We start from the raw sequence: 17587 nt of genomic DNA, 5'->3' as shown, positions 1-17587 counted from the left end.
TCACGTGATGTTGGCGCGGCCGCCGGTGATGTCGAAGTTGGCGCCGGTGCTGAAGGCGCAGGCGGGTGAGGCGAGGAAGGCGACCAGGGCGGCGATTTCCTCGGGCTTGGCGGCGCGGCCCATGGGGATCTTGGCCACGAGTGGGGCGCGCATGGTCTGATCGGCGGCCAGCGACGTTTCGGTGTCGACGGCGGCGGGCGAGACGGCGTTGACCAGCACGCCCTGTTGGACGAGTTCCATGGCGAGGGCGCGCGTGAAACCGATGATTCCGGCCTTGGAGGCGGGGTAGGCGGCGACGTTGACATTGCCGTCCTTGGCCGAGATCGACGCAATGTTGACGATGCGCCCGTAGCCACGCGCGAGCATGTGCGGCACCACGGCGCGGCACATGCGGAACGTGCCGCTGAGATTCAGGTCGAGGACCCGTTGCCAGTCCGCGTCGGTGGTCTCCCAAACGGGGGTCGAATAGCCGGAGATCCCGGCGTTGTTGACCAGAACGTCCACCCGGCCCCAGCATTCCGCCGCTTCGGCGACGCCGGCGCGCACCGAGGCGTCGTCGGTGACGTCGAGGCGCAGGCCCAGGCACGGCAGGCCGGACCGGCCCAGACTTTCGGCGACCGCGCGGGCGCCGTCGGCGTCGATATCGGTGACGGTGACGTTGGCCCCGGCGGCGTGGAGGGCGCCCGCCACCGCCCGGCCGATGCCCGCCGCGGCCCCGGTGACGATGGCGTGCTGGCCGTCGAGGCGGGCGGTGAGGGCGGGCGGTTCGGCCAGGGCGGGCCTCAGTCCACCTTGAGCGGCCGGCGGAGCTTGGCGGGCACGTCGATGATCGACGGGCGGTCGAGCTCCAGGGCGCGGCGCAGCGTGTCGCCAAGATTGTCGGGGTTGGCCCGCAGGCCCACCGCGCCGAACGACTCGGCGTAGCGCACGAAATCCGGGTTCACCAGGTCCACTTCGTAGGCGTTGTCGTAGTCGCGCACAAAGTCTTCCTTGATGGCGCCGTAGGCGTCGTCGTTGAAGATGACCATGGGGACGTTGATGCCGAGCTGCACGGCGGTGGCCAGCTCCTGTCCGGTGAAGAGAAAGCCGCCGTCGCCGCCGATGGCCACGACCGGGCGGTCGGGCGCGGCCAGCTTGGCGCCGAGGCCGACTGGATAGGCATATCCCAGGGTGCCGAACTGGAGTCCGTAGAGGAACGTGCGCGGCTCGTAGATGGGGAAGTGCTCGCGCGCCCAGTAGCCCCAGAGGTGCGGGTCGCAGGCGACGATGGTCTCGCGGGGAAGGGCCTCGCGGACGATCTCCATCAGGCTCCACTCGAGCGGCGCCAATTGCGAGAGGTCGCGGCGGACGTCGGCGCGGGCGGTGCGGGCTGTATCCACCCAGTCGTCGCGGTCGACGTCGCCGCCGTTGAGGGCGGCGACGAGCGCGCCCAGCGCCAGCTTGGCGTCGGCGTGAATGCCGATCTCGGCGGGGTAGTTCTTGCCGGGCTGCGAGGGGTCGATGTCGATGTGAACCAGGCGCTCAGGGATCGGCAGGGTCCACTTGGACGTGATCAGGTGCGGGAACACCGCGCCCACGGCGAGCATGGCGTCGCAGCGCTCCATCAGGCGCGTGACCGGGCCGTGGGTGGAGATGTTGGTCAAGGCCAGCGGGTGGTCGTCGGGAATGGAGCCCCTGCCGCTGCACGTCGTGAGGACCGGGGCGTCGAGGGTCTCGGCGACCTGTTGCAATTCGTCCCAGGCGCCGGAGTTGATGACGCCGCCGCCGGCCCAGATGAGCGGTCGTTCGGCGTCGCGCAGCAGCGCGGCGGCGCGCTCGATGTCGCCCAAGTCGCCGGCCGGGCGGGCCCAGGTCTCGCGCTCGAGAATCTCGACCGGTCCGTCGCCCTGAAACACGTCGAGCGGAATTTCGACCACCGTGGGCCGGGGTCGGTTGACTTCCATGCGGCGCATTGCTTCGTGGATGGCCCCGGGAATCTCACCGGGGGACATGGCCTGCCGGGCCCACTGCGAGAGGCGGCTGAAGACGCCGAACTGGTCCTTGCTCTCGTGGACCAGTCCCTTGTCCTGGTAGAGATAGGGCGAGAGGTCCTCGGCCATGATGTTGAGCAGGGGGACGCCGTCGCCGTAGGCCTCGCCCATGGGCGTGGCGACGTTGAGCGCGCCCGGACCCGCCGTGCTCAGCACGCAGGCAGGTTTGCCGGTTACGCGGGCGACGCCAATGGCCATGAAGCCCGCGCCCTGCTCGTGGCGCACCAGCACGTGGCGGATGCGGTCCTGCTGCATGAGGCGGCCATAGAGGTGCTCGGAGTGGTAGCCGGGTATCCCGAAGACGAGGTCGATGCCCTCGGCGATCAGGCTCTGTACAACGGCGTCGGATCCGGTCATCACGGGCACGCGGCACCTCCAGGCGGAGACTCTTGCATCAATAGTCGACATCCCGCGTCCACGTCTGGGATCACCCTCACCCTAACCCTCTCCCATCAAGAGAGAGGGGACCGGACTCGGCCTCCAATCTGCATTGGAGAGGCTTCGCCAGGGTGTCCAGGCGCGAATGGGACTGGGCGGATGGTAACGGGAGATGGCGCCTCGGTGGAATCGTGCATCGTGAGTGACTCGACGGCAGTGGGCACGCGCCCGCCGAAACCCCTCACCCTATCCCTCTCCCAAGGGAGAGGGGACCGGACTCGGTCTCCAATCTGCATTGGAGAGGCTTCGCCAGGGTGTCCAGGCGCGAGTGGGACTAGGCGGATGGTAGCGGGAGATGGCGCCGCGGTGGAATCGTGCATCGTGAGTGACTCGGCTCTAGTGGGCACGCGACCGCCGGAACCCCTCACCCTATCCCTCTCCCATCGAGCGAGAGGGGACCGGACCTGCTCTCCGCTATCCAGCGAAGGGATTGCGCAAGGGTCTCTTCAAGGGAGAGGGGGCCGGATGGCCCGTGAGTGCGGCGGGGACAGGACGTACTCCCTCACCCTAACTCTCTTCTGCTGGGAGAGGGGACCGGACCGCCGAGGCGATGCGCAAGAATCAGGCGACGCCGACCGAAGCGACTCATCTCCGAACCGCAGCGCTACGCGGCGCGGTTTCGGACGCGGGCGAGCGCTTGATGGACGAGGGACCGCAGGTGGCCGAGCTCTTCCACGCGAAACAGGACGAGTGCCGCGAGATACACCGCGAAGGATCCGCCGCCGGCCAGCAGGAGGGTGAGCCAGCCCCCGCGGCCGTCGACTTCGAGACCGGCGATCAGGGCCTCGCGCAATCCGAGCGCGACCAGCGCCATGACGCCGCCGGCCAGCGCGACCTTGATGGCAAAGATCCAACTGCCGCGCTGGATCGTGCCTCGCATGAGCCACCAGAGCCCGAGACCCAGGACCAGTCCGTGAAAGCTGTTCTGGACGGTGTTGGCGGTGACGAGTCCGAGCATGCCGAGCGGTTCAACCAGCGACAGGGCGGTGGCGAGATACACCCCGCCGCCGACGATGCCCACGGCGACGGGCGTGATCGTGTTGCGCATGGCGTAGAACGCCACGATGAATATCTGGTCCAGGGCCGTTAGCGGGAGCTGGATGGCATAGATCAGCAACGCCGGCCCGGTCGCATCGGTCGCCAGGGCGTCGAACTTGCCGCGCTCATAGACCGCGTGGATGACGGACGAGCTCAGCACGGTCATGAGGACCGTGATGGGGACTATCAGGAGCGTCGTCACCTTGGCGGCCATGGCGAGGTGGCGGCGAAAGTCCAAAGCCGAAGCAAGGTCACGAATGGACGCGGGCGCCGCGCGAGCGAGGGTTGGCAGGTACGCCAGCGACACCGCGGTTGCCACTAGGCCCAGCGGAAACTGCTGCAGGCGCGTGGCGAAGCGCATGGCGGCGAGGCTGCCCTCGCCGGTGCGCGAGGCCAGATTGGCGTCGACCACCACGAGGATTTGGGTCACGACCAGGCCGGCGGCGATCGGCGCATAGAGTCGCAGGATCCGGTGGAACTTCGCGTCGCTGAGCCAGGCAGGTGGCGAAAGGCGCGCGCGGTCGCGCACCAGGGCGGGAATCTGAATCAGGAGGTGCATGGCCGCACCAGCCAGATAGCCGAGCGCCACACCCGGCGGCCCGACGACGGGCGTGAGCGCGAGGGCGAACACGATGAGGGTGCCGTTGAGCGAAGCGGTGCTGAAGGCGGGGAAGGCGTAGCGGTCGCGGGCGTACAGGCGAGCTGTGGTGACGGCGGAGATGCCGAGGAAGAGCAGCGACGGCAGGGTGATGCGGGTGAGCGTGACGGCGAGCTCGCGCGTTTCCGGCGGCAGGCCGATGGCGGCGAGGTCCACCAGCGGCTCGGCCAGCAGCACCAGGACAACGGTGGCCGTCCCGGCGACGGCGACCACCATAGCGGCAACGGTTGAGAAGGTGCGGCGCAGGGCCTGCTCGTCGTCGGCAAGCTCGCTCAGGACGGGAATGAGCGCGCCGGACACCATGCCGCCGATGACCAGCTCGTGGATCGATTGCGGGATGCGAGTCGCCACTTCCCAGGCGTCCGTGGTGCCGCTTACACCGAAGAGGGCGGCAATGACGGGCTCGCGAACTAATCCCAGCAGCCGGCTGAGGATGTTGCCGCCGGCGATGAGGAGGGCGGCGATGGCGATTCGCCGTCCGGTGGATTCGGTCACGACTCCTGACGCAGTCGCTCGACCAAACGGCTGGTCGATCGTCCGCCCAGCAGCGGGACGTAGACGACGCGCACGTCGAGGGCGCGAAGCGTGGCCGCCTCGGGCAGCTCGCGGCCGCCGGCGCTGGCGTCATAGTCGGCGCCCTTGACATAAACATGCGGGCGCACCCGCCGAATGAGCGCATCGGCGGTGGATTCTTCCAGGACGGTGATGGCATCGACCCAACGGAGGGCCGCGACGAGCGCCAGACGATCGGCGAGCGGCGCCAGGGGGCGCTCGGGACCCTTGAGGGCCCGCACGCCCGCGTCGTCGTTGACTCCCACGGCCAGGAAGTCGCCGTGGGCGGCTGCCGCGCGGAGGACGGCGGCATGCCCGGCGTGCATCACGTCGAAGCAGCCGTTGGTGAGGACGATGGTCCGGCGCTGGGAGCGGGCGGCGTCGAGGACTTGGTCGAAGGTGTCCGGGGTCGGCGACGCCACGTCAGCCATTGGCCGCGCCCACTTCGGCCAGGATGGCCTCCGTCGGCGCCACGGCCACGCCGAGCCGGCGGATCACGATTCGCGCGGCAAGCTCACCGAGCAGAGCGGCTTCCAGGATCGAGCCGCCGCCCAGCAGGCCGGCGGTGACCGCCGCCGCCACGGTGTCGCCGGCGCCGGTGGGGTCCGTGACTCGGGCCTGCGGCGCTGCGGGAATGAGCACCGGGTCGGCGTCCTGGGCGGCCGCCACCATGCCGGCGGCGCCGAGCGTGATGATCACGCCCCGCGATTCCAGCCGCTGGCGCAGCTCGGCCGCGCCCCGGCAGGTCACCTCGGGCGAGGCGAGAGCGTAGCCAAGCTCGGCCTCGGCTTCGGGCTGATTGGGCGTGACCACGTGGGCGCCCTGAAACCGCGCGAGGCCGCCGTGGGCGTCCACGGCGATGATCAAGCCGTGCTTGCGCGCGAGCGGCAGCGCCGCCGCGACGACCTCCGACCCAACCACGCCGTTCCAATAGTCGGAAATGAGCAGGGCGTCGGCGGTGGGGATCGATCGCTCCAGATAGGCGATGAGTTCCGCCGCGACCGCGGCGTCCAGGTCACGCCGGTCCACGGTGTCGACGCGCGACACCATGTGCTGCGGCCGCTGGCGGTCGCCGCCGGCCCAGATGCGCAGCTTGATCGACGTGGTTCGCGAGGCGTCGGCGATGAGACCCTCCGCGCCAATGCCGCGATCGTTGAGCTGCCTGCGGAGCGCCGTGCCGGCGGCGTCGTCGCCGACCACGCCGCAGACGCTCACGTCGCACGCAAGGGCCCGCAGATTGGCGGCGACGTTGGTCGCCCCGCCGGGCACGGCGTAGCGAGACTCTTGCTCGACGATGAGGACCGGGGCCTCGCGCGCCACCGCCTGCGCCCGGCCGACGATGTGCTCGTCGAGCATCATGTCGCCCAGCACGACGACGCGGCAGCTCCAGGCGCGGCCCAGGATTTCGCGGACGCGGGCAGCGTGGAGCGCGGGGGCGAAGGGCTGGTGAGTGGCCGGGTCGCTCATGATGTGCGGACGGGCATGGGGTAGGTCATCCGTCCCCTCACCCTCGCCCTCTCCCCATGGGAGAGGGGACCGGAGCGCCGTGGCGCCGCGGCCGCATTGGTACACGGGGACTGCGAACGGGCAACCACAAGGGTTGCCCCTACACCGGTCGTCGCCGGTTGGGGGGGTGGATTCCCGCCTCCGCGGGAATGATGGAGTTGTTGCGCAGAGGATTTGTCGAGGGAATGGGCACCGGACCGCCGTGGCGAATCGAAGGGAGTCCGGCGCCGGCGGCATGACGCAATCCCATGGGCACACGGGAATCGCGAACGGGCAACCACAAGGGTTGCCCCTACACCGGTCGTCGCGGGTTGTGGGGGTGGATTTCCGCCCCGTATCGAGTACGGGGCAGGCTCTTCGCGGGAATGACGGAGGAATTGCGCCAGGTGCTTGGTGAGGGAGAAGGAACCGGCTGGGTCCGGTGGCCTGAGGGAAGCCGCCACTAACTTCGAGCTTCGGCCGGACTGGATTCCGGCTTCCGCCGGAATGACGGAGGGGTTATGCAGAGTGTCCATCAAGGGAGCGGGGACCGGACCGCCGTCCGGGCTACGGGCGGCGTCGGGGCCGTTGCTATGATTCATGGGTTGGCGTGAGCGGCATTCACGTCGTTCGCGCAATCTTAGGAGCATTGTGAACAAGCCGAAGAAGGTTGCCCTGCGCAAGCGGCGCAAGACCGCCAAGCGCGGTCGCGTGCAGCGCAAAGCCGAGCGCGAGGCGGCCGGCGGGCAGCGACGCCAACAGCGCGGCGGACGCAGCGCCGGCTAGCGTCTCCGCCGGTCCATCCCCCTGCTTCCCGACGGAGCCTTGAGCACGTTTCGCGACCACCGCACCGCTCGATCGCGCCTGGCCAACGGCGCTCATGTGCTTGTCACTCCGGTTCCGCACGCGCGTTCCGTATCCCTGATCGCGGCCACGCGCATCGGCTCGGGCTTCGAGTCTCCGCCGGAGCAAGGGATTTCGCATTTCGTGGAGCACATGCTCTTCAAGGGCACCCAGCGACGCCCGTCGTACACCGACATAGCGGCCTCCGTGGAGCGCCTTGGCGGGATGATTAACGCGCTGACCGAGCCGGAAATGACGGTGATTTGGGCAAAAGTGGCGTCGCCTCACTGGCGGAGCGCCCTGGACGTGATCACGGACATGATCGGTCACTCCCGGTTCGACGCCGGCGAAATCGAGAAGGAGCGCCGGGTCATCCTGGATGAGATCGGCATGACGGCCGACGTTCCGGAAGAAGCCGTGCGGCGCTCGCTGCGCTCGCGCCTGTGGCACGGGCACGGCCTGGGGCGCGAGGTGGCGGGGACGCCGGCGAACCTGGAGACGTTCACGCCGGACCAGATGCGCGCCCACGCGCGCCGCATGTTCTCGGGCGCCAACGTGGTGGTGAGCCTGGCGGGCGACCTGGATCCGGGCGACGGCGTGGCGGCCGTTCAGGCGGGAATCGGCGACCATCCGGCGGGGCGCGAGGCCGTGTGGCCGTCCTATGAGCCGGACGGCCCGCCGTTGCCGCGGGCGGTGGTTGATTCGCGGGAGGCCGATCACGTGTACTTCGGCATTGCCGGACGCGCCGTGTCGCGCCACGATCCCCAGCGGTATGACGTGGACGTGCTCACCGCGATCCTGGGCGAGGGCATGGGGTCGCGCTTGTTCGAGGAGCTGCGGGAACGGCGAGGCATCGTGTATGAGGTGCTGGCGTCGGTCACGGCGACGAGGGATTCCGGGGCGATGGTGATCGAGGCGGCGACCGAGCCAGATACTCTGAACGAGGCGATGCAGGCCGTGCTCGACGAATTGGCCGCGGTGCGCGACGACGGGGTCACGGAGGACCAAGTCGATCGCGCGCGCGAGGTCATCAAGGGAGAAATCCAGCTCTCGATGGAAGACACCTATGCCGTGGCCGGTTGGGCGCTGCGCGAGCAGCTGCTCGAGACCGAGCAGCTCACGCCCGACGGCGTGACGGCCAAATATGACGCGGTCACCGCGGAGAGCGTGGTCCAAGGGGCGCGCCGGCTGTTCAGCGACGACTGGCCGATCGTGGCCGCCTCGGGGCCGGTTGACGACGACGCCGTGCTCCCCCACCACTTCGACGGCGCCGGCGCGCCGGATTCCTGATCGGCGTGCGACCAAGCGAGGTCATCGAGCAGGCGCGGCAGGCGTTTCGAGAGGGGGCGTCGGATCGGGCCGTGGAGCTCGCCGAGCACGTCATCGCGCGCTACCCGCGCCACGCGTCGGCCCGTCTGGTCCGCGCCCTGAAGGCTGAGGTCGACGGCGAGCTCGACCAGGCGCTGGAAGACCTGCGGTTCGTAACCTCGGCGGAGCCGCTGAACGCCCGGGCCGCCGCGGCGACGGCGCGGATTTTCAAGCAGCGCGACGACGATGCGCGGGCCCAGGATGAAGCGCGGCGCGTGGTGGAGCTGGTGCCGGACGTCAGCGACAACGCGTCCCTGGAGTCGGCTCTGGACATCCTTGGTGTGGACGCCGACGCGTTGCCCATGACGCCCGGGGTGTTCGCGCGCGTTCACTTGCGCAGCGGATGGCCGGGCAGCGCCGAGCGATATGCCCGGCGCGCGCTCGACGAGGAGCCCGACCGCATCGACATCCGCCTGACCCTGGCCGAGGCGCTTTGGCAGCTGAATCGACTGTCCCAATGCGAAGAGCAGTGCACAATCATCTTCGACCGCGCGAACGACTGCGTGCGGGCGGCCGTGATGCTGGCGCACGTGCTGGCGGAGCGCGGGCGGATGGCCGAAGGGCAGGACCTGCTGGGTCGCGCGGGCGAAATCGATCCGGAATACCTGGAAGCGCGGCAGATGCTGGCGCAGCTTGAGATTCATCGACTGGTGCTGCCCGATGTGCCGCAGATTGACGTGCCGGCGTCGATTCGCCCGACGGATGGGGCGCCGGAATCGGCGGCGACGCCGTCAGCAACCCCCGACCACCAGGCCCCGACAACCGCCGAGCAGGCGGCGGACGATGGGCCGCCGATGCCCGATGGGGATTCCGAGGCGGAGCCGGCAGCGGCGCCCGACGGAGCGGCGTTTACGCAGATCGACTGGGCCCGGGAGCTGATTCGGCGGGAGGACTGGCGCGAGGCGGAACGCGTGCTCCGTGAGATCGTGGAAGACGACGGACTGCCCGCCGCGAATGTTGACGCTCTGCTCGAAGAAGCGGCCGGCCGGCCCGCATTCGCGGCGACCGGCTGGCAGTTGCTGGGCGACTTCCGCATGCGCACGCGCCGTCCTCAGGCCGCCGCCGAGGCGTATTTGCGCGCCGCCGATTCGCCGGAGGCGGCGGATGTCTGACGCGCAGGCCCTGCTGGCGGACCTCAAGGACCTCGATCATGTCGACGGCGCGGTGGTCTGGCGCGCCGGCGAGGCGCCGGTGGGCAAGCTGGCCGAGAATGTGAGTCCGGTGGCGCCGGGGCTGCTGGCGTCGGGTATTGGGACGATGGAGCAGGTGGTGGAGACCGTGGGCTTGGGCCAGGTCGATGAACTGTGGTTCCTCACCGAGGCGCAGCAGGGATTGGCCGTGCGCCTTGGCGATTGGCAGGCGATCATTGTGGTGGGCCTCGACGCGGATATCGATGGCCTGCGCAACGCGGTAACCGAGCGGCTGGAGCGCCAGGCATGATTGCCGGATTGCCGCCGACAGCAACTCACCGACGACGGTAGGAGGACGACGCACGTGGAACGCACGCTGGTCTTGTTGAAGCCCGATGCCTTGCAGCGGGCCATTGGGATGGAGCTGCTGGCGCGGTTTGAACGCCGCGGCCTGCGGTTCGTCGGACTAAAGCTCGTGCAGATCGAGGAGTCGCTGGCCCGCCGGCACTATGCGGTGCACGAGGGCAAGTTCTTTTTCGACGATCTGGTGCAGCACCTGACCAGCGCTCCGGTGGTCGCCGCGGTGCTCCAAGGTCCGGAGGCGATCCAGGTTGTACGGGCGATTGTTGGGGCGACGCGACCGCACGAGGCCGCCGCGGGCACGATCCGCGGCGACTACGCCCTGGCCGGCCTGCGCAACCTGATTCATGCGTCTGATGCGCCCGAAACGGCACGGGAAGAAATCGAGCTGCACTTCGACCCGCAGGAGCTGGTGGAATACTCGCGGGGGCTCGACGCCTGGATCGTCGAGGATGCCGCCGAGTGAAGGTCCACGAGTCCGACGCCCGCCGGATCTTCGCCGACCGGGGGCTGCCGGTGCCGCCGAGCCGAGTGGCGACCACGCCCGACGAGGCGGCGGCCGCGGCCGCGGAATTCGACGGTCTGGTGGTCGTGAAGGCGCTCGTCTTGGCCGGCGGTCGCGGCAAGGCCGGCGGCGTGAAGCTGGCCGACGGACCCGAGTCCGCTCGGGAAGCCGCCGAGGCGATCCTGGGGATCGAGATCCGAGGCGAACGGGTTCGGCGCGTGCTGGTGGCGCCGGCGGTGGATATCGACCGCGAGATCTACCTGGGCGTGACCATCGACCGCGAGCGTCAATCGGCGGTCGTGATGGCGAGCGCGTCCGGCGGCATTGATATCGAAGAGATCGCGGCGGCTACGCCGGAGGCCATCCAGCGCATCGAGTTCGACGTGGCGCGCGGCGTGGAAGCCTGGCAGGCGCGCGGCGTGGGCTTTGCGCTCGGGCTTGGCGGACGGCAAGTGCTGAGTTTCGTTCGCATCCTGGACGGGCTGGTTCGGGTCTTCGTGGAGTGCGACGCGTCGCTGGCGGAGGTGAACCCGCTCGTCGTTAGCCCGGACGGCAAGCTGTGGGCCATCGACGCCAAACTGAACATCGACGACAACGCGCTGGGACGGCGTCCCGAACTGGAACAGCTGCGGGACGCCGAGGCCGAGGAGCCGGCGGAGGCGCGCGCGCGTGACGCGGGCATCAGCTACATCAAGCTCGACGGTGATATCGGGTGCATGGTCAACGGCGCTGGCCTGGCCATGGCCACCATGGACGTGGTGAAGCACTACGGCGGCGAACCGGCGAATTTCCTGGACGTTGGCGGCGGCGCCGGCGCGGAGCGCGTGAGCGCCGCATTCGCCATTATCTTGGACGATCCGAATGTTCGGGCCGTATTCGTCAACATCTTTGGCGGGATTACCCGTGCCGACGAGGTGGCCCGCGGGGTGCTCGCGGCGCGCGAGAGCATGCCCCGTGCCGTGCCGCTGGTGGTGCGCCTGATGGGCACCAACGAGGCCGAGGGGCTGCGTCTGCTGGCCGACGCCGGCATCCAGGCCGAGCGGTCGATGGACGCCGCGGCCCGCCTGGCAGTGGAGGCCGTGCGATGAGCATCCTGCTCGACGCGACGGCGCGCGTGGTGGTGCAGGGGATCACGGGACGGCAGGGCACATTTCATGCGCAGCGCATGGCGGAGGCCGGAACCGCGGTAGTGGCGGGCGTCACGCCCGGTCGAGCGGGAGCCGCGGTGGACGGCCTGTCCGACGTGCCGGTCTTCAACACCATGGCCGAGGCGGTTTCGGACACGGGAGCGAATGCGGCGTGCATCTTCGTGCCGCCGCCGTTCGCGGCGGACGCGATCTTGGAAGACATCGTGGCCGGTATGGAGCTGATCGTCTGCATCACCGAGGGCATCCCGACCATCGACATGCTGCGCGTGATGCCGGTGCTGCGGGCCTCCGCATCGCGACTGATCGGGCCCAACTGCCCGGGCATCGCGGTGCCGGGCGCGAACGTGAAGGTGGGCATCATGCCCTGGGAGATTCACGCGCCGGGACGGGTTGGCGTCGTCAGCCGCAGCGGCACGCTGACCTATGAAGTGGTGCAGCACTTGACCGACAGCGGTCTGGGACAGTCCGCGGCGGTTGGCATCGGCGGCGACCCGATCATCGGCACGCGCTTCACCGATGTGTTGGAGCTCTTCGAGCAAGACGACGAAACGGACGGGATTGTGCTGCTGGGGGAGATTGGCGGCGGCGACGAGGAGCAGGCGGCGCGGTTCATCAGCGAGCGGGTGACGAAGCCGGTCAGCGCCTTCATCGCCGGCAAGACCGCTCCGCCGGAGCGCCGGATGGGACACGCGGGGGCCATCGTGTCAGGCTCGGAAGGCACGGCCGCGGGCAAAGAGGCGGCCCTGCGGGAGGCCGGGGTGCGCGTGGGCGATACCCCGCGGGAGGCTGTCGAGTTGCTGGCTGCCGAGCTCCGCTAGCCTCGCGGGGCCGAAGCATTGATAATGGAGTCAGAGCGACCAGTGCACGCGACCTTGTCGCAGTGCGCCGTGCCGCGCGGATGCGCGCGCACTCCCTCGTAGCCTGCAAGGAGCGGTGATGCCCCCGAGCGATCTTTCTCTGATGGTTGGCGGACCGGCCGGAAGCGGCGTGAACCCAGCGTCAGAGATCTTCATGAAGGCCTGCTCGCGCGCGGGGCTGTTCGTTTTCACCAACGTTGAGTACCACTCCAACATCCACGGCAGGCACATCTTCTTTCGCATCCGTACGGCCGACGAGCCGATCACCTCGCACGTGGAACGAGTGGACGTGTTGCTGGCGCTGGATTCCGAGACGATCTACGGCACCGATCCGCACCAGGACTACCAGTCGCACAAGGGCCACCTCCATGAAGTGGTGCCGGGCGGTGCGATCGTGGTAGACGCCAAGGTCGGCATTACCACCGAAACCCTGGGGCGCGACGACGTGCGGCTGCTGTCGCTGCCCTACGACGACATCGTGCGCTCTGCCGTCGAGGAGCACGGTCTCGAATACAACGCGCGCCGTCACGCGGTGATGGCCAACATGGTGCCCCTGGGCGCGTGCTGCGCGCTGCTCGACTTCGACGTGGATCGCGTGATTCCGATCGTGGCCGAGCGCTTGCCGGAACGGCATCAGAATCTGGTGCCAATTAACCGGTCGGTCCTGCAGCACGCCTGGGAGGCGGCGCACGACATCCTGGGCGACGCCGGGTTCTCCCAGACGCTGCACCCCTGCGACGATCAGCCGGCCCGGATGCTGGTGGCGGGGCACGAGGCCATCGGCATCGCCAAGCTGCACGCCGGCTGCGCCTTTCAGACCTACTACCCGATTGCTCCGGCCTCGGATGAGAGCGTGTACCTGGAGGCGTTGCAGGCGGACTGGCCGATCGTGGTGCTCCAGGCCGAAGACGAGGTCGCGTCGATGAACATGGCCGTGGGCGCGGCGCACGCGGGCGTTCGCGCGTCCACGTCGACGGCGGGTCCCGGCTTCACGCTGATGGCCGAGGGCATGGGGTTCGCGTCAATCACCGAAGCGCCCGGTCCGGTGGTCGTGTTGTATCAGCGCGGCGGTCCGAGCACGGGCCTGCCGACGCGCAACTCGCAGCAGGACCTCAGGTTTGCGCTGCAACCGGCCCATGGCGAGTTTCCGCACATCGTTGTGGCGCCGGGAGACGTGGAAGAGGCGGCGCAGTACACGCATCTGGCCTTCAACTGGGGAGACCGGTACCAGGTGCCGGTGGTGGTGCTGGCCGACAAGTTCATCGCCAACTCGCACTTCACGGTCGACAGCCTGGGATTGAAGGGACTGCCGGTGGACCGGGGCGCCGTCTGGACCGGGGATGTCAATGGGGCGGAGCCGTATCGTCGACACCAGCTCACGGCCTCGGGTGTGAGCCCGCGCGCCGTGCCCGGCACGCCGGGCGGTGAGTTCGTCACCACGAGCGACGAGCACACCGAACGTGGCCGGATCGAGGAAGACATCGACAACCGGATCGAGCAGATGGACAAGCGAATGCAGAAGCTTGACATAATGCTCGACGAGATTCCGGAGTCGCAGCAGTTCACGCTGCACGGTTCGGATGACGCCGATCTCACGATCGTTTCGTGGGGCTCAACGCGCTGCCCGATCCGCGACGCGATCCGGCAGATTGAGCGAGAGTCGGACATCACGGTCAACAACCTGCAAATCCGGCTGCTGCGTCCCTTCCCCGCGGAGGCCGTGCGCGAGATTCTGGAGCGCGCGAATCGACTGCTGCTGCTCGAAGACAACTACGCCGGTCAACTCGGCCTGCTGATTGCCGAGCAGACGGGGATCCAGATCGAGGAAAAGGCGCTGAAATACACCGGCCGCCCGTTCTCCCAGGACGAGGTTGCGGAGGCGATCCGGCGGCAGGCGCCGATGCCGGCAGCCGTCGCGGCGGCGGCGCATGGCTCGTAACGTGATTGATCGGCAACCGCCCACACGAATCAAAGGATGGCCATGGCCGTAGCGACGCTTCCGACCGTGAAAGACTTTGCCGTCACGGACTCGCACCCGGACTGGTGCGGAGGCTGCGGCGACTTCGGCATTCTGAACGCCGTCAAGCAGGCGCTGGCCCAGCGCGGGCGCGCGCCGCACGACGTGATGGTGGTGTCGGGCATCGGCTGCTCAGGCAAGCTGCCGCACTACGTGCGCACCTATGGCCTCCACACGCTGCACGGGCGCGTGCTGAATGTGGCGACGGGCGTGAAGCTGGCGAACAGCGATCTCGAGGTGCTGGCGGTCGGCGGCGACGGCGACGGTTATGGCATCGGGGCCGGCTATTTCGTGAACTCGGGCCGCCGCAACGTCGACTTCACCTACCTTGTGCACAACAACGGCGTCTATGGCCTCACCAAGGGCCAGGCCTCTCCGACGATGCAGCGCGGGATGCAGGTCAAGAGCATGCCGGAGCCGGCCATCATCGACGCGGTGAATCCGATTGGGCTGGCGATTTCCTCGGGCTACACCTTCATCGCACGCGGATACGCCATGGCGCAGCGCGAACTGGTGGGCCTGATCGTGCAGGCCATGGAGCACCGCGGCACGGCGCTGATCGACATCCTGCAGCCGTGCCCGGTCTATAACGACCTGCTGACGATCGACTTCTTCAGAGGCCGGGACATCGGGCATCCGCGTAGCTATTCGCTGGCCGACGAGGGCTATGACGGCAAGGTGCACGATCCGAGCAATATCGACGAAATCGTCGCCAAGCAGCAGGCCGCGCTGGCCAAGTCCTACGAGTGGGGCGACCGCATCCCGATAGGCGTGCTCTACCAGATCGATCTGCCGACCTTCGAGGACGGCGTGACCTCCCGGCGACCCGAGTTCGAGACGACGTCGCTGATGGACGGCGCCCGGCCCGGCGTGGACGTCAGCTCGCTCGAAGACCGCTTCCGCTAGGGGAGCCTCGGATCCCCCTCACCCCGACCCTCTCCCTCCAGGGGAGAGGGGGCCGGACCTGCGCTCGAGGACCGGTTCCGCTAGGGGAGCTGCGGATCCCCTCGCCGCGACCCTCTCCCTCCAGGGGAGAGGGGGCCGGACGTGCGCTCGAGGACCGCTTCCGCTAGGGGAGCCTCGGATCCCCCTCGCCGCGACCCTCTCCCTCCAGGGGAGAGGGGGCCGGACGTGCGCTCGAGGACCGCTTCCGCTAGGGGAGCCTCGGATCCCCCTCGCCGCGACCCTCTCCCTCCAGGGGAGAGGGGGCCGGACGTGCGCTCGAGGACCGGTTCCGCTAGGGGAGTTGCGGATCCCCCTCACCCCGACCCACTCCCTCCAGGAGAAAGGGCCGGACGTCCGCTCGAGGACCGGTTCCGCTAGGGGAGCCTCCAAGAAAGTAGGGCGTCGCTAAGGTCATCGGTCCCCCATCCGTTCGATGATCCCTTCGACAAGCTCAGGGCGAACGGATGGGGTAAGTCCAAGGCCTTGTTCAGACCTTTCCCAGGGGAGCCTCGCTAAGCCCGAGCGCCGGTGGGTCGAATCGGCTCAGGGGAGTCGGGACGTCAGCTTTGATCCTGCGCTCGCTGTGCGAGCGTGCCCAGATAGACAGCACGCACGGCAAGGGCGCGTCGCGCGTCGCCCACCACCTCTTCGAAAAACTCGTCGCGGTATTCGCGATTCGTAAGGACGCTGATCGTGAAGTAGAAGCCCGAAAACGAGGCCAGGAAAATGGCCACCTGCAGCAGTTCCACGGTCAGCGTCTTTCCCAGCCACCCAAGGTCCAGCAGGTCGCGCGGTTGGCTCTGCGTCCATGACGCGATGGTGCTGGAGTCCATGGCAATGGCCCCGAAGACGAAGAAGAACACTCCCACGAGCATGCTGACGAATAGGACCCGAAGCGACAGCGCGACGAGCACGACGAGACCGACGTTGGCCCATTGCCCGCGTCGGAGCGGCGCGTCCAGTTTCAGCGACTTGCCAGAGTTGATGAGGTCGGCCGCGGGAGTTCCCCGCACAAGCTCCAGCACCCGTTCGGGGCGTTCGAAGGTCGCGAGGTCGCTGAGCTCGAGCGGCAGCCGCGAGATCAGAAACGCCGCCGTGACCAGCGCGAAGAGCCCCATCAATGCCCCGAGAATCCCAGGCTCGATCGTGCCCGCCAGCTGCCAGACTTCGGCGTTGATGAACAGGAACGTCAAGAAGAGCAGCAGCAGCGGCAGGGCCCGGGCGAAGAGCCCCAATACATCGACTATGTCGCGGAGGAGCCGCCGCACGCCCCAGCGAAAAATAGGTAGCAGCGCAAAGCCGACCGTGAGATAGGCCCCCAACAGCAGCAGGGCGTTCAAGCCGAGGACGACCGCCGCATCTGCCCACGCACCCCAGATGAGCCCGGTTAGCGCCGGGGCGGTGAGCAGGAACACGAGCGCCTCCACCGCACCGACCTGCTCCGGCAGCGACAGCAGCTTGCGACGGCGCAGGGCGTTGATTCCCATCCAGACTGCCGTCAGCGCGACAATCGCACCGATCACCGAGAGCACATTCGCCCACCACGGCCAGGCCGTGCTGAAGTTCAACAGCACTTCCAGAGCCAGTACGGTCAATAGGAATGGCAGGGTGCGGGTCAGGATGTCGCGACGCGTGCTGTAGTCCTCGGTGAGGTGGGGCACGCCCTGCTTGCGAAACCATGCCTCGGTGGCCTGGAGGGTTTCGTCGGGCGTGGATTCGGCGCTCACGCTAGTCGATTTCGGACCGGCATGAGAGGGGCTGATGTCGGCTGCCTGCCGCGGGCGTTGGTCTGGTGCCGAGGATTCTCACCGCCGCTGCTCCAAGCGGCCGTGCCAGTCGCCGCGCACAAGTTGGCAACGCCGTCGAGACTGAGTGGTACTCGGGCGATCGGCAGTTCGGGGCATCGCCCGCAGTCTAGCGGTACGCACCACTGAAGTCGGATCGCGGTCGAGCCGGGGAGGCGCATTCCGGCTTCCGCCGCGTGAGGCTGTGGGAAACTTGCAGCGCGCCCGTGGCGACCCTACGCCCCCGTAGCTCAGTGGACAGAGCAGCGGCCTTCTAAGCCGACGGTCGTGGGTTCGAATCCCGCCGGGGGTGCCGCTCACAAGAGGCGACGCGCGCGCCAAACCTGTTAGACGGCCCTTGGACCGAGCGCGCAGGCCGTGCCCAGACGGTGCGTCTCATGCGAAGTGATCAACGGCCTTTTTCTGGCC

The 17587-nt window shown here is 68.5% G+C and carries 15 protein-coding genes and 1 tRNA gene; 10 read left to right on the top strand and 6 right to left on the bottom strand.

Features of this window, described 5'->3' with window-relative positions; translation table 11 throughout:
- The 5 genes from OXG33_01100 to OXG33_01080 form a co-directional block, all read right to left on the bottom strand.
- Nucleotides 1-774, bottom strand: a complete 774-nt coding sequence (locus OXG33_01100; protein ID MCY4112520.1) for an SDR family NAD(P)-dependent oxidoreductase — start codon at nucleotides 772-774, stop codon at nucleotides 1-3.
- A gap of 8 nt (nucleotides 775-782) precedes the next feature.
- Nucleotides 783-2387 (bottom strand): thiamine pyrophosphate-binding protein, encoded by a 1605-nt coding sequence (locus OXG33_01095; protein ID MCY4112519.1) that lies wholly within the window; start codon nucleotides 2385-2387, stop codon nucleotides 783-785.
- A gap of 685 nt (nucleotides 2388-3072) precedes the next feature.
- Nucleotides 3073-4659: a murein biosynthesis integral membrane protein MurJ gene (gene murJ / locus OXG33_01090; protein MCY4112518.1), complete on the bottom strand. Its 1587-nt coding sequence runs from the start codon at nucleotides 4657-4659 to the stop codon at nucleotides 3073-3075.
- Nucleotides 4656-5147 carry an adenylyltransferase/cytidyltransferase family protein gene (locus tag OXG33_01085; protein ID MCY4112517.1) on the bottom strand — a complete coding sequence of 164 codons (492 nt, stop codon included), beginning with the start codon at nucleotides 5145-5147 and terminating at the stop codon, nucleotides 4656-4658. The genes murJ and OXG33_01085 overlap by 4 nt, the downstream gene beginning before the upstream one ends.
- Complete coding sequence (locus OXG33_01080; GenBank protein MCY4112516.1) at nucleotides 5140-6183, bottom strand: PfkB family carbohydrate kinase; 1044 nt, start codon at nucleotides 6181-6183, stop codon at nucleotides 5140-5142. Before OXG33_01080 ends, OXG33_01085 begins: the two co-directional genes overlap by 8 nt.
- Nucleotides 6184-6852: 669 nt before the next feature.
- Between OXG33_01080 and OXG33_01075 the strand changes: the two genes are divergently transcribed.
- The 9 genes from OXG33_01075 to OXG33_01035 all read left to right on the top strand — a co-directional run bounded on the left by OXG33_01075 (nucleotide 6853) and on the right by OXG33_01035 (nucleotide 15335).
- A complete protein-coding gene (locus tag OXG33_01075) occupies nucleotides 6853-6987 on the top strand; it encodes a hypothetical protein (protein ID MCY4112515.1) in 135 nt (44 codons plus the stop codon).
- 39 nt (nucleotides 6988-7026) lie between these two features.
- Nucleotides 7027-8334 (top strand): pitrilysin family protein, encoded by a 1308-nt coding sequence (locus OXG33_01070; GenBank protein MCY4112514.1) that lies wholly within the window; start codon nucleotides 7027-7029, stop codon nucleotides 8332-8334.
- Between the two features lie 5 nt (nucleotides 8335-8339).
- Nucleotides 8340-9524, top strand: a complete 1185-nt coding sequence (locus OXG33_01065) for a tetratricopeptide repeat protein (GenBank protein ID MCY4112513.1) — start codon at nucleotides 8340-8342, stop codon at nucleotides 9522-9524.
- A complete protein-coding gene (locus OXG33_01060; protein MCY4112512.1) occupies nucleotides 9517-9852 on the top strand; it encodes a hypothetical protein in 336 nt (111 codons plus the stop codon). The genes OXG33_01065 and OXG33_01060 overlap by 8 nt, the downstream gene beginning before the upstream one ends.
- A gap of 54 nt (nucleotides 9853-9906) precedes the next feature.
- Nucleotides 9907-10368, top strand: coding sequence for a nucleoside-diphosphate kinase (gene ndk, locus OXG33_01055; GenBank protein ID MCY4112511.1), 462 nt, complete (start codon nucleotides 9907-9909; stop codon nucleotides 10366-10368).
- Nucleotides 10365-11495, top strand: coding sequence for an ADP-forming succinate--CoA ligase subunit beta (gene sucC / locus OXG33_01050; protein MCY4112510.1), 1131 nt, complete (start codon nucleotides 10365-10367; stop codon nucleotides 11493-11495). Before ndk ends, sucC begins: the two co-directional genes overlap by 4 nt.
- Nucleotides 11492-12373 carry a succinate--CoA ligase subunit alpha gene (gene sucD / locus OXG33_01045; GenBank protein ID MCY4112509.1) on the top strand — a complete coding sequence of 294 codons (882 nt, stop codon included), beginning with the start codon at nucleotides 11492-11494 and terminating at the stop codon, nucleotides 12371-12373. The genes sucC and sucD overlap by 4 nt, the downstream gene beginning before the upstream one ends.
- Nucleotides 12374-12515: 142 nt before the next feature.
- Complete coding sequence (locus OXG33_01040; protein ID MCY4112508.1) at nucleotides 12516-14351, top strand: 2-oxoacid:acceptor oxidoreductase subunit alpha; 1836 nt, start codon at nucleotides 12516-12518, stop codon at nucleotides 14349-14351.
- 42 nt (nucleotides 14352-14393) lie between these two features.
- Entirely contained in the window at nucleotides 14394-15335 is a 942-nt protein-coding gene (locus tag OXG33_01035; GenBank protein MCY4112507.1) for a thiamine pyrophosphate-dependent enzyme, read from the top strand.
- 599 nt (nucleotides 15336-15934) lie between these two features.
- On the opposite strand, the gene OXG33_01030 is transcribed toward OXG33_01035, so the two are convergent.
- Nucleotides 15935-17101: a hypothetical protein gene (locus tag OXG33_01030; protein ID MCY4112506.1), complete on the bottom strand. Its 1167-nt coding sequence runs from the start codon at nucleotides 17099-17101 to the stop codon at nucleotides 15935-15937.
- A gap of 297 nt (nucleotides 17102-17398) precedes the next feature.
- On the opposite strand from OXG33_01030, the gene OXG33_01025 reads away from it, so the two are divergent.
- Nucleotides 17399-17471, top strand: a tRNA-Arg gene (locus tag OXG33_01025).
- Nucleotides 17472-17587: the final 116 nt, after the last annotated feature.

This window comes from Chloroflexota bacterium (genome assembly GCA_026708035.1).
In the GTDB taxonomy this organism is placed as follows: Bacteria; Chloroflexota; UBA11872; order UBA11872; family UBA11872; genus JAJECS01.
The sequence above is the reverse complement of the archived record's forward strand: the minus strand, read 5'-3'. Positions and strand labels throughout refer to the sequence as shown.

Excerpts from the sequence above, each read along its gene's own strand:
- OXG33_01095 (MCY4112519.1), bottom strand. The coding sequence starts at position 2,387 with ATGACCGGATCCGACGCCGTTGTACAGAGCCTGATCGCCGAGGGCATC.
- OXG33_01085 (MCY4112517.1), bottom strand. The coding sequence starts at position 5,147 with ATGGCTGACGTGGCGTCGCCGACCCCGGACACCTTCGACCAAGTCCTC.
- OXG33_01080 (MCY4112516.1), bottom strand. The coding sequence starts at position 6,183 with ATGAGCGACCCGGCCACTCACCAGCCCTTCGCCCCCGCGCTCCACGCT.
- OXG33_01060 (MCY4112512.1), top strand. The coding sequence starts at position 9,517 with ATGTCTGACGCGCAGGCCCTGCTGGCGGACCTCAAGGACCTCGATCAT.
- sucD (MCY4112509.1), top strand. The coding sequence starts at position 11,492 with ATGAGCATCCTGCTCGACGCGACGGCGCGCGTGGTGGTGCAGGGGATC.
- OXG33_01040 (MCY4112508.1), top strand. The coding sequence starts at position 12,516 with ATGGTTGGCGGACCGGCCGGAAGCGGCGTGAACCCAGCGTCAGAGATC.
- OXG33_01035 (MCY4112507.1), top strand. The coding sequence starts at position 14,394 with ATGGCCGTAGCGACGCTTCCGACCGTGAAAGACTTTGCCGTCACGGAC.